Here is an 11,613-nt window from a genome sequence, read left to right as displayed (position 1 = left end):
AATTTATAGGTATTCTAAAGTAAATCGGCCGGCCGTGGCTCAGACCGTGCCGGCATCGACGATGAAGTTCTGGCCGGCGCACATGCGGGAGACGTCGGAGCAGAGGAACAGCACCATCTGCGCGATGTCCTCCGGCAGGATCTCGCCCTTGAGCGCCTGCGCCGCCTGGTTGGCGGCGCCCTTCTCCGGCGTCCACCAATGCGTGCGCTGGCGCTCGGTCATCACCCAGCCCGGCGTGACGCAGTTGACCCTGATCCCGTCCGGGCCGAGCGCCCGCGCCAGCGAGCGCGTGAAGCCGATCACCGCCGACTTCGCCGTGGTGTAGGCGATCATGTGCGGCGAGCCCTTCATCCACGAGGTCGAGGACAGATTGACGAGCGCGCCGCCGCCGAGGCCGCGCATGTCCGGCGCCAGCGCCTGCGCCACGAACATCATCGGCCGGAGGTTCACGGCGAAGCGATCGTCCCAATAGGCTTGGGTGACCGCATCGAAGTCGTGCCGCTCGTCATGTCCTGCATTGTTGACGCCGATCGCGAACGGACCGTGCAGGAGGCGCGCCGCCGCGATCGCAGCCTGCGTCGCCGGAATGTCGCGCAGGTCGACGCGATGGAACGAGACGGCGCCGCCGGCGGCCGAGAGCTCGGCTGCGAGCTTGTCGCCGCGTTCGGCATCGCGGTCGAGGAAGGCGACCCTGGCGCCCTGGCGCGCCAGGGCCTCGACGATGGCGCGGCCGATGCCGTCGGCTCCGCCGGTGATCACGGCCGCCTTGCCGGCGAGATCGGGATAGCTCGCTTCGATCCTCACCCGCCGAACTCCGCCGCGGCCAGGCCTGGCACGTCGACCGGCAAGGTGAAGAGCCCGCCGGAGAACGGTGCCTCGGCCAGCACGCGCGAGGGCAGGCGGATGCGTGCCGTGGTGATGAACAGCGTCCTGAGGTCCGGCCCGCCGAAGGCGAGGCTGGTCGGGCGCGGCACCGGCAGCCAGACCTCGCGATCGAGCCTGCCGTCCGGCGCGTAGCGGTGCAGGCACCAGCCGTCCCAGATCGCGCACCAGACGCAGCCCTCGTTGTCGACCGCGAGCCCGTCCGGACGCCCGACCGCCTTGTCGATCTCGGCGAAGACGCGGCGATTGGCGAGCGTGCCGGCCTCGGCGTCGAAATCGTAGGCGTAGATGCGGCCGGGGGCGGAATCGACGAAATAGAAGCGTCGCCCGTCCGGACTCCAGTCCAGCCCATTGGCGACGGTGAGGCCGCTCTCGCGCCGCTGCCAGGAGAGGTCGGGCGCGATCGCGTAGAGCGAGCCGGAGGCGCGGCTGGCGTCGAGCCGCATCGTCCCGGCCCAGAGCCGGCCCTGCCGGTCGCATTTCCCGTCGTTGAAGCGGTTGTCGGGAATGTCCGCCTCGGGATCGACGAGCGGCGTCAGCCGGCCGCTCGCGAAGTCGAACGCCTCCAGCCCGTCCTGGGTCAGCGCCACCAGTCCGCCGCCGCGGCGGCCGAGCACGGCGCTGACCAGGCGCGGCAGCGCGACCTCCTCGTTGCCGCCGGTCGCCGGGTCGAAGCGGTTCACGGACGGCGCGAGGATGTCGACCCAATAGAGCCGCTGCTCGCCGGCGGACCAGTACGGCCCCTCGGCGAGATGGGCGCCCCAGGGCAGGACGCATTGCACATCCGGATTGACCGGCCGCGTCGAGCGCGGCGCCGGCGAAATGTTCATCTGCGTCGCGCCGACGTTTCCGGAGATCTGGCGCGCTGCCGCCATCAGGTCGCGGCCGGTGGTGTGCAGTCGCTCGCGGGTCAGCCGCGAGGACGGGCCGAACACGCCGATCGCCGCGACGGCCCGGCCGGTATGGTCGAAGATCGGCGCCGCGACCGAGGCGACGCCGGCGACATGCTCCTCCTGCGAGACGGCGTAGCCGCGCGCCCGGGTCAAAGCGAGGTCGGCGGCGAGCGCCTCCTCCTCGGTGATCGTCGTCTCGGTGAACCGTTCGAGCTTCAGCCGGTCGATCAGGGCGCGCTGCTCATGCGGCTGGACGAAGGCGAGCAGGGCCTTGCCGCCGGCGGTGCAGTGCAGCGGGGCGCGCCGGCCGATCTCGATGCGGAAGCCATAGGGGCCGCCGCGGCTGCGCTGGTCGATGTAGAGCACCTCGCCATTGTCGATGGCGCAGAGCGCGGCGGTCTCGCGCGTCTCCTCGGCCAGCCGATCGAGCGCCGGCGCGCCGGCGCCGCGCAGGTCGAAGGATTCCCAGACGCGATGGGCGAGCTCGAACAGGCGGTGACCGAGCCGATAGGTGTTGTCGCTCTCCTCGTGCCGGATCAGGCGGAAGGTCAGCAGCGTGTTGAGCATGCGCGCCAGCGTACCCTTGGGCAGGCCGGTGGCGGCCTGCAGGTCGCGGAAGCGCGGCGGCGCCGGCGCCTCGCCGATCACGTCGAGCAGGTAGAGCCCCTTGGCGAGGGCGGCCGCGCCGGTCGGGACGTCGCGCTCGTCCGGCGTCAGGACGCGCGCTTCGCCCGCGCCTGCGCCGCTTCGCCGATCATGCGCTCGAAGGTCCATTGCGGCTCAAACCCCAATTCGGTCCGGATCCTGGCGTTCGACGTCTCGTAGCAGACGCCGGCGCCCGGCAGGTCGATGGTCCTCAGCGGCAGCCCCGTCAACTCCGCCATCATCGGCAGGGCCACGGCGAAGTCGACCGGCTCGGTCGCGCCGAGATTATAGGTGCGGCCGGCGGCGCGCTCATCCGACAGCGCCAGCAGGATGCCGGCGACCATGTCGCGGGTGTCGGTGATGTGCATGCGGAAGGGCCGGCCGGCCTCGTTGCGCGACAGCACCAAGGCCTCGCGCCCGTCGTCTATGGTGCGCAGGGCCGCGACGGCGGCAGCGTTGCCGAAGGCTTCCTGCTGCCTGATCTTCGGCTGCAGGAAGAAGCGCGGTCCGGAGAAGAAGCTGCCGGGATCGAGCAATTCGCTCGCATCCTGCGTATGCGAGAAGCGCAGGATCGTCGCCGGAATGCCGCTGGTCCTCTCGAAGAAGCGCACGATCTCCTCGCCCAGCAGCTTGCTCAACCCATAGGGCGAGCGCGGCTTCAGCGGATGCTCCTCGTCGATCGGCTGATACTCCGGCATGGTCTCCGGATAGACCTCGCCCGAGGAAGCGAAGACGAGGCGCTTCGGCTTCACTGCCGTGGCCTCCTGCAGCAGCAGGCGCGTGCCCTCGACATTGGCGGTGAACAGCCGGTCGCGATCGGCCGGCAGCCAGGACATGAAGGCGCCGAGATGCAGGATCGCGTCAGCGCCCCGAACCGCCTCGCTTGCGGCGGCGCGGTCGTCGAAGCCGCCGAGCACCTCGCGATAAGCGGGATGACCGATACCGCTGGCGCGCAGGTCAAGGCCGGTGACGCGCTGGCCCGCTTCGAGCAGTCGGCGCACGACGCGCGAGCCGACGCGCCCGGCGCTGCCGGTGACCAGGATCGTCCTCATCGGATCGCCTCGCCGCTGGCGGCGTCGAAGACATGCAGCCGCGCCGGATCGAAGGACAGTGTCAGCGTCTCCCCCGGCGGGCCCGGCTCCGGATTGATCAGGCGGGCGATCAGCGCGCTGCGACGTGCCTCGTCCTCGCCGGCCGAAACGGTCTCGCGCCGATGCTCCTCGGGCAGGTCGACATAGACATATTGCTCGCTGCCGAGGCTCTCGATCAGCCTCGGGGTCACCGTGAAGGAGATCTGCCCGGGACCGGCGGCGATATGCTCGGGCCTGAGGCCGACGACGATCTCCTTGCCGGCGAGCGCGTCGGCGTTCGCCACCGGCAACACCACATCGTGGCCGAACAGTTTCGCGGTGGCGCCGCCGCCCGAGGCCTGCGCCTTCGCCTTCAAGAAATTCATGCCGGGCGAGCCGATGAAGCCGGCGACGAAGAGATTGGCCGGCTTGCGGAACATCACCTCGGGCGAAGCGATCTGCTGGATCACGCCGTCCTTCATGATGACGATGCGGTCCGCCATTGTCATCGCCTCGGTCTGGTCGTGGGTGACGTAGATCGTGGTGACGCGCAGCCTCTTGTGCAGGGCGCTGATCTCGGCGCGGGTGTGGACGCGCAATTTGGCGTCGAGGTTGGAGAGCGGCTCGTCCATCAGGAAGGCTTGCGGCTCGCGCACGATCGCCCGGCCGAGCGCGACGCGCTGGCGCTGGCCGCCGGAGAGGGCGCGCGGCCGCCGGTCGAGCAGATGGTCGATGCCGAGGATCTTCGCGGCGTCGGCGACGCGCCGGTCGATCTCGCCGGCGTCGGTGCCGCGCATCTTCAGGCCGAAGCCCATGTTCCTGCGCACGCTGAGATGCGGGTAGAGCGCGTAGTTCTGGAAGACCATCGCGATGTCGCGGTCACCCGGCGCGAGGTCGGTGACATTGCGGTCACCGATGCTGATCGTGCCGGAGGAGGCTTCCTCGAGCCCGGCGAGGATCTTCAGCATGGTCGACTTGCCGCAGCCCGAAGGGCCGACCAGGACGACGAACTCGCCATCGGCGATGTCGAGCGAGAAGCCCTTCAGGACGGTGAGCCCGCCATAGGATTTGGTGATGCTGTCGATGCGGATTCCGGCCATGGGACGTCTCTACTTCTCGGCTCCGGCCGTCAGGCCGCCGACGAGATAGCGTTCGAGGACAAGGTAGATCGCGAGGATCGGCAGGGCGACGAGGATGGAGGCGGCTGAGATGTCGCTCCAGTTCGAGATGTACTCGCCCTTCATCGTGGTGATGCCGAGATTGGCGGTCCAGTTGCCCTGGGCGTTGGTCAGGAAGGTGCGGGCATAGGCGTAGTCCGACCAGGACAGCACGAAGCCGTAGAGCGCCGTCGCCGCGAGCCCCGGCGCCGAGATCGGCAGGATCACCCGGACCATCGCGCCGAGCGGCGAGCAGCCGTCGACCATCGCCGCCTGCTCGAGTTCGCGCGGGATCGTGTCGAAATAGCCCTTCAGCATCCAGGTGGTGAACGGGATGATCAGCGTGGCGTGGGCGAGGATGATCGACCACAGGCTGCCGATCAGCTCGAGGCTGCGGAAGATGCCGAAGAGCGGGATCACCAAGAGCGTCGCCGGCAGCATCTTGGCCGTCAGGATGAACAGTCCGAGCGATTGGCCGCCGCGCAGCTTGAAGCGCGACAGGCTGTAGCCGGCGAGCACCGAGACCACCATGGAGATCGCAACCGCGCCGATGGCGGCGAGTGCCGAATTGCCGAGCCAGAGCAGGATCGGCCGCTCGGCGATGATCTGGCCGAACACGCCCCAGCGCGGCTCGGCTGGCCAGAAGCTCGGCGGCAACTGCCTGAGCTGGCTCGGCTCGGAGAGCGCGGTGACTATGAGCCAGTAGATCGGGAAGACCAGGATGGCGCAGGTCAGGACCACGCCGGCATAGAGCAGGGCGTTCCGCGTGGCTTTGCGTTTCATCGCCGCCTCCTCAGATATTGTCCGGCGCGCGGGCGATCATCAGCCGGCTCGCGATCACGCAGACGATCAGGGTGATGACGCCGATGGCCGAGGCGTAGCCCATCTTGAAGAAGCCGAAGGCCTGCTCGTAGGTCATGATCGAGAGCGACTGCGTCGCCTTCAGCGGTCCGCCGCCGGTCAGCACGTAGATGATCGAGAAGTCGCGGAAGACCCACAGCATCACCAGCACCAGCGTCACCCCGATCACCGGCATCAGCGAGGGGATGGTGATGTGGAGAAGGCGCTGCCAGGCGCGGGCGCCGTCGACCTTGGCGGCGTTGTAGAAATCCTCCGGGATCGACTGCAGCCCGGCCAGCATCATGATCGAGACGAAGGGATAGCCCTTCCAGACCATCACCGTGCAGACGACGGCGAAGGCGGCCTCGGGCGAGGAGAACCAGTTGGTCGTCTGGTCGACCAGGCCGAGCCTGATGAAGAGCCAGTTCATCAGGCCGAAGGAGGAATCGAACAGCCAGGCGAAGATCACCACCGCGATCACTTCCGGGATCGCCCAGGGCAGGGCGACCAGCAGCCGCGCCAGCGTCTGGCCCTTGAAGCGGTTGTTGACCAGCAGCGCCGTGCCGAGGCCGAGCAGGAAGCAGAAGAAGGAGACGATGGTGACGAGCTTGAACGTCACCCAGCAGGCGTTCCAGAACTCCTCGGAGGCGAAGAGCCGCTCGTAATTCGCTGTGGTGAAGGGACGGCGCGGCTGGTCGAGCCGGGCGATGTTGACGTTCTGGAAGGACAGGTCGACCGAGACGAAGAGCGGATAGACGATGATCAGCGCGATCAGCAGCACCGCCGGCGCCAGCAGGAGATAGCCGAGCCAGTGCCGCCGGCTCGGGCGGGCGAGGTCGAGGAAGGCTGATCGGGGCATGGCGGGTCCGTCTCCCGTTTCTCGTCGTGGAAGGGCGCGGGGAACCCTTCTCCCGTGTGGGAGAAGGGCAGGGATGAGGGCCTGCCCTACCCGGAGAAGGTGGAACGGCGCCGCTGCGGCTTCATTCTGAACCGGCGGTCCCTCACCCCTGCCCTCTCCCATCCGGGAGAGGGATTCGCGTGGCGCTACTGCTTCTGCAGCGCCTCGGCCTTGGCTTGCATCGTCGCCGCCACCGCCTTCGGGTCGAGGTCCTGGATGATCATGCGCTGCGACTCCTCCATGACCATCTTGGCGAACTCGTTGAACTGCAGCTCAAGCCCCTTCGGGATGCGGTCGACCTTGGCGTCGGCCGCCGCCTTGGTCGCCTGCACCAGGAGGTCGAAATGCGGCGTGTCCTTGGTCGCGGCCGAGGTGTCGGCGCGTGGGCTGGGCGGCGGCGAGGCGCCGAGCGTCGCATAGCTCGACTGGAACTCGTCGGATGTCGCGAGCGCGATGAAATCCCAGACCAGCTTCTTGTTCTCCCTGGGCGCGTCGGCTGCGATGCCGAGCACGTTGGAGGAGCCGCCGACCGGCGGGCTGAACGGCACCATGCCGAGCTTGATCTGGTCCTTGGCCTTGCCCTTCTGGATGATCGGCCAGAGCCACGGCCCGTCCATCTTCATCGCGATCTTGCCGTCGGCGAACATCTGGCGGACCTCGCCGGCCGGCAGGTCGCGCGGGGTCAGGCTGGTCTTGACGATGGTCTTCCAGCGCGACAGGCCTTCGATCATCTCGGGCGTATTGATCGTCACCTTGCCGGCATCGTTGGTCCAGCGCCCGCCGGCGTCGAGCGTGTAGTTCATCATCTCGCTCATGTACTGGCCGCCGCCGCCCTTGGTCTCGTGCCCGGTGCCGAACTGGTCGACGATGCCGTCGCCATTGACGTCCTTGGTCAGCTTCTGCGCCGCGGCGAGGAACTCGGCATAGGTCTTCGGGACGGCAAGACCTTCCTTCCTCAAGAGCTCGTCGTTGTAGGCGAAGATGTAGCCGAAATAGAGCATCATCGTGCAGACGGTCTGCTTGTTCCAGCTGCAGGTGTCCTGCCCGGCCCAGCCCTTGAGGTCGAGCTTGGCGTCCTTGATGTAGGGATCGAGCGGCTCCAGCCAGCCATTATCGGCGAACTTCTGGAATTCGAAGGAGGCGAGATGGACGATATCCGGCGGCTTGCCGCCGGCGAACAGCGTCGTCATCGTGTCGGCATAGGCGCCGCGCTCGACCTTGGTCCATTCGATCTTGACGCCGGGATGGGTCGCCTCGAATTCCTTGATCACCGAGCCCCACCAGTCGCCGACGCCGCGCTCGTCCTTCTGCCAGGAGACGAATTTCAGCACCTTGCCCTGCGCCAGCGCGATGCCGGGGAGAGCGCCGGCGGCGAGCGCGAGCGCAGCCGCGGAGAATGCAAGCCTTGTCCTCGTCATGGTCTCCTCCTCCCTTGGTTCTTGTCGCTAAAGCCGTTTCAGCAGCCTGAGCGCTTCCTTTGACGGCTCGACCCCGAGGCCGGGTCCGCTCGGCAGACGGTAGAAGCCGGCGCTGCAATCCATGTCGCCGAGCAGCAGCCGCCGGTTCGGCTCGAAGATCGAGTGCTGGAATTCATGGCACTCGACCGCCGCGAGCGCCGAGGACGCATGCAGGCTCGCCGCCAGGAACAGGCCGATGCCGATCGTGGCGTGCGGGATCACCCGAAGATGATGCGCCTGGGCATACAGGCCGATGCGCATGAACTCGGTCACGCCCTTATGGCCCATCTCCGGCTGCACGATCGCGCAAGCCCGCCGGGCCACCCGCGGCACGAGATCATGGACCGTGCGCCATTCCTCGCCGGCCGCGACCGGCGTCGAGACCTTCGCGGCTACATGGGCGAGTCCGTCGAGATCCTCCGGCTTCACCGGCGCCTCGGCGAACCAGAGCCCATGCGGCTCCATCGCCCGGATCGCCGCGACGGCCTCCTCGCCCGTATGGACCCAGTGCATGTCGCAGGCGATGCGCGCACCGGGGCCGAGCCGCTCGCGCAGCGTCCTGATCTCCGCGACATTGCCGTCATCGGCGACGGGAGCCGCGAACTTGAAGCTGTCGAAGCCTTTCGCCTGCCACTCCGCCGCGAACGCGGCCCGCTCTGCCAGCGTCGGCTTCGGCAGGCCGGAAAGATACGCCGGCAGTCGCTCATGCTTCTGCCCGCCGAGCAGCTTGACCAGCGGCAGGCTCGAAAGCTTGCCGCAGAGGTCCCAGAGCGCGATGTCGATCGCGGCGAGCGCGTCGAGATAGAAGCCGCCGGTATAGCCGCGCACCCGCATCAGATCGTAGAGATCGTCATGGATGACGCTGACGTCGCGCGGGTCGCGCCCGACGACGAAGGGGCCGAGCAGGTCGTCGACGATCGCCATCGCCGCGCCGGGGGCGACGATGCCGTAGGTCTCGCCCCAGCCGACCGCGCCGCCCGCCGTCTCGATCCGGACCACCACGGTGCGGTCGACCGTCGGATAGACGGTCCGGTTGCCCTTGCGCACGATATAGCCGTGGTCGTTGACGCGCTCGCCCGCGCGCAGGGCGCCGAGATAGGGCGTCTCGCGCGGGATGGTGATCGAGAACACCTCGACGCGGGCGACGCGCTCGGCCATCACGCGCCTCCGGCGGACGTCGGCTCGCGAGCGTCGACCGTCATCAGCTCGGCGCAGAGGTCGAGCCACGCGTCGATCTCGGCGACGTCGAGCGCATCCATCGCCGGCACCGTCGCCCGCACGACCTGATTGGTCAGCACGCCGCGCCGCGTCAGCACATGCTTGGTGAAGGCCATGCGGAAATTCAGCTGGATCGCCAGCAGCGGCAGCGTGCGCATATAGAGCTCGCGGGCACGCTCGATCTCGCCGGCGCGATAAGCCCGATCCAGGGCGACGTGGATGTCGGCGAACTCGACGGCCGGCATCGCGCCGCAGGCGCCGCGATTGTATTCGTCGATCAGATAGCGCGCGCCGCCGCCACCGAGCACGCCCTTCAGATGCGCCGGCTTGCCGGCCGTGATCGCCGAGATGGCGAGGCCCGACGGCAGCGTTTCCTCCTTGACATGGGTGATCGCCGGGTTGTCACGGACGATCGCGAGAATGGCGTCGGGCTTGAGGTCGGAGCCGCGCGGTGCCGGCGCGTTCTGCAGCACGATCTCGAGGCCGGGCACGGCCGCGGCGATCTCGCCATAGAAGGCGGAGACGGCCTCCGTTGTCGTGCCGACGCTCTTCGGCGCCTGGATCATCACATGTCCGATGCCGTTGGCGATGGCCTCGCGGCAATGCGCGACGGCTTCCGCCGCGCTCGAGGCGCTCGCGCCGGCGACGATCGTCCGCCGGCCGCCGATCCTCGTCGCGACCACCTTCAGCAGGGCCGACCGCTCCGCGGCCGAAAGCGCGTCCACCTCGCTGGCGAAGCCCGGGAACACCACGCCGTCCACGCCGCAGGCGAGGGCGAAATCGACGATCCGCACCATCGCCTCGGGATCGATCGCCCCGGTCTCCGTGAACGGCGTCGGCAACACCGGCAGCATGCCCTGCAGCACTGCGCTCCTCCCAGTCGATCCATATAGTGGATCATCTGTTTTCTAATATGGACCGTACTTCCGTTGTCCTGGACCGTCAAGCGCGCACGAAAAAGCCGCCGGGAGGACCCGGCGGCTTTCGGGTTCCTGGAACCCGACCCTCCTTTTCAGGAGGGCCTCTGTCGCGCGGGTGACGGCCCGCGCGGTCAGTGCTTGTGATGCCCTCCGGCCGGGGCGCGGGCGCCGACCGACTCCACGTTGAACTCGACGGGAACCTGTCCCGCCTTCTCGAAGGTCAGCGTGCCCTTGATCGTCTCGCCTTCCTTGAGCTGGCGCTTCAGGTCCATGAACATGATGTGGTAGCTGCCCGGCTTCAGCTCGGTCTTCGCGCCGGGCTTGAGCTCCAGCCCGTCGGGCAGGCCCCGCATCGTCATCACGCCGTTGCTCATCGCCATCTCGTGGATCTCGACCTTGCCGGCGATCTCGCTGCTGCCGCCGAGCAGGCGGTCGGCGCTGGCGCCGGTATTGGTCACAGCGAGATAACCGCCGGCGACCTTGGCGCCGGCCGGAGTCGCGCGCGTCCAGGGATGGTCGATCTTGAGCGTGCCGGCGGTATAGTCATGCGCGCGGACCGTGCCGGCGAGCGCCAGGGCGGCGATGGCCGTGAAAGCGAGGCGGGAGATCATCGTAGGCTCCTTCGGTTGCGAAAGTTGGATCGTGTTCACGGGCGTATGTCGAGCGTGTCCTCGAGCCGGATCATCTCGAAATCCGAAATCAGGATCTCGAGCTCGACGGTCCAGCGGCCGGCGACCGGAAGCGTCAGTCCGCGGACCTGCCAGTCGCCGCCGGCCTGCCTCGTGGCCTGCCGTTCGATCGGCTCGATCCCGGCGTCCGGCTTCGACAGGCCAAGCCGCATCTCTTTCGGCACGAGCGGGCCGAATGCGCCGTCGAGCAGCGCGACGGTGATCGTCACAGGGCCGGCGCGGCCCGGCGTCACGCTGAGCTCGGCCATCGCCTTGTCGGTGTGGATATGCACGCTGGCCGGCTGCGCCGCTGCCGCAGCGAGGGCGCGTGGCGGCGGCGTGAAACGCCAGAGCGAGACGGTGGCGAGGATGGCGACGACGATCGCGACCTCGGCCGCGACGGTCCGGGCGAGCAGCCCCCGGACCCCCGCCGTTCCGGAGAGGATGGCGGGCGTCAGCCGGTAGCGGTTGAAGGCGCCGACCCCGATCAGCACTGCGACCAGCGCGAGCTTGCCGGCGAGCACGAGGCCGTAGGGGGTCGTGAGCAGGGCCTGCGGACGCTCGACCTGGATGACGGCGAGGGCGGCGCCGCTGAGCAGGACGACCACCAGCAGCGTCGGGATCCGGCTCGAGAAGCGCTGCAGCGCCTGCGCCCCGTCGGGTTGGCGCAGGGCGAAGCCGAGGGGCAGCAAGGCGCCGGCCCAGCCGGCTATGGCGATCGCATGGAGGAACAGGGCCGGGCGGGCCAGCACCTGAGGCGCGGCTGTGCTGGCATGGCCGCTCGCCGCCAGCGCGGCGCCCGACCCGAGCCAGGCGAGGATTGCGAGCAGGCGGCCGATCCGGCGCGGCAGGGCCAGCGCCAGCGAGGCCGCCAGCAGGGCGAGCGCGGCGATCAGGGCCGTGCGGCCGAAGCTGCTCGCGGCCGCCGCTTGCCAGGCCGCGGCCTGGGTCGCGCCGGAGAGCGG

The 11,613-nt window shown here is 68.7% G+C and carries 11 protein-coding genes; all 11 read right to left on the bottom strand.

Annotated elements, in window-relative coordinates; all coding sequences use genetic code 11:
• Nucleotides 1-39: 39 nt before the first annotated feature.
• Entirely contained in the window at nucleotides 40-804 is a 765-nt protein-coding gene (locus tag CS1GBM4_RS01425) for an SDR family oxidoreductase (protein WP_348522307.1), read from the bottom strand.
• Nucleotides 801-2,549 carry an SMP-30/gluconolactonase/LRE family protein gene (locus tag CS1GBM4_RS01420; RefSeq protein WP_186416898.1) on the bottom strand — a complete coding sequence of 583 codons (1,749 nt, stop codon included), beginning with the start codon at nucleotides 2,547-2,549 and terminating at the stop codon, nucleotides 801-803. Before CS1GBM4_RS01420 ends, CS1GBM4_RS01425 begins: the two co-directional genes overlap by 4 nt.
• On the bottom strand, nucleotides 2,489-3,472 hold the full coding sequence (locus CS1GBM4_RS01415; protein WP_186416897.1) for an NAD(P)-dependent oxidoreductase: 984 nt from the start codon (nucleotides 3,470-3,472) through the stop codon (nucleotides 2,489-2,491). Before CS1GBM4_RS01415 ends, CS1GBM4_RS01420 begins: the two co-directional genes overlap by 61 nt.
• Nucleotides 3,469-4,590, bottom strand: coding sequence for a sn-glycerol-3-phosphate ABC transporter ATP-binding protein UgpC (gene ugpC / locus CS1GBM4_RS01410; RefSeq protein ID WP_186416896.1), 1,122 nt, complete (start codon nucleotides 4,588-4,590; stop codon nucleotides 3,469-3,471). Before ugpC ends, CS1GBM4_RS01415 begins: the two co-directional genes overlap by 4 nt.
• A 9-nt stretch (nucleotides 4,591-4,599) precedes the next feature.
• The gene (locus tag CS1GBM4_RS01405) at nucleotides 4,600-5,430 is read right to left on the bottom strand and encodes a carbohydrate ABC transporter permease (protein ID WP_186416895.1); all 831 of its coding nucleotides are present in this window, start codon (nucleotides 5,428-5,430) and stop codon (nucleotides 4,600-4,602) included.
• A gap of 10 nt (nucleotides 5,431-5,440) precedes the next feature.
• Nucleotides 5,441-6,346, bottom strand: a complete 906-nt coding sequence (locus CS1GBM4_RS01400; RefSeq protein WP_186416894.1) for a sugar ABC transporter permease — start codon at nucleotides 6,344-6,346, stop codon at nucleotides 5,441-5,443.
• 185 nt (nucleotides 6,347-6,531) lie between these two features.
• Complete coding sequence (locus tag CS1GBM4_RS01395; RefSeq protein ID WP_186416893.1) at nucleotides 6,532-7,803, bottom strand: sugar ABC transporter substrate-binding protein; 1,272 nt, start codon at nucleotides 7,801-7,803, stop codon at nucleotides 6,532-6,534.
• 27 nt (nucleotides 7,804-7,830) lie between these two features.
• A complete protein-coding gene (locus CS1GBM4_RS01390) occupies nucleotides 7,831-9,000 on the bottom strand; it encodes a mandelate racemase/muconate lactonizing enzyme family protein (RefSeq protein ID WP_186416892.1) in 1,170 nt (389 codons plus the stop codon).
• Complete coding sequence (locus CS1GBM4_RS01385; protein WP_186417034.1) at nucleotides 9,000-9,914, bottom strand: dihydrodipicolinate synthase family protein; 915 nt, start codon at nucleotides 9,912-9,914, stop codon at nucleotides 9,000-9,002. The genes CS1GBM4_RS01390 and CS1GBM4_RS01385 overlap by 1 nt, the downstream gene beginning before the upstream one ends.
• 197 nt (nucleotides 9,915-10,111) lie before the next feature.
• Nucleotides 10,112-10,591, bottom strand: coding sequence for a copper chaperone PCu(A)C (locus tag CS1GBM4_RS01380; protein WP_186416891.1), 480 nt, complete (start codon nucleotides 10,589-10,591; stop codon nucleotides 10,112-10,114).
• A 35-nt stretch (nucleotides 10,592-10,626) separates the two neighbouring features.
• Nucleotides 10,627-11,613 (bottom strand): CopD family protein (locus tag CS1GBM4_RS01375; protein ID WP_186416890.1); only part of this gene is annotated, 987 nt, incomplete at its 5' end.

This window comes from Allobosea sp. CS1GBMeth4, from assembly GCF_900185715.1.
Taxonomy (GTDB): domain Bacteria; phylum Pseudomonadota; class Alphaproteobacteria; order Rhizobiales; family Beijerinckiaceae; genus Allobosea.
Note: the sequence above shows the minus strand (reverse complement) of the source record. Positions and strands in the feature narration are given on the sequence as shown.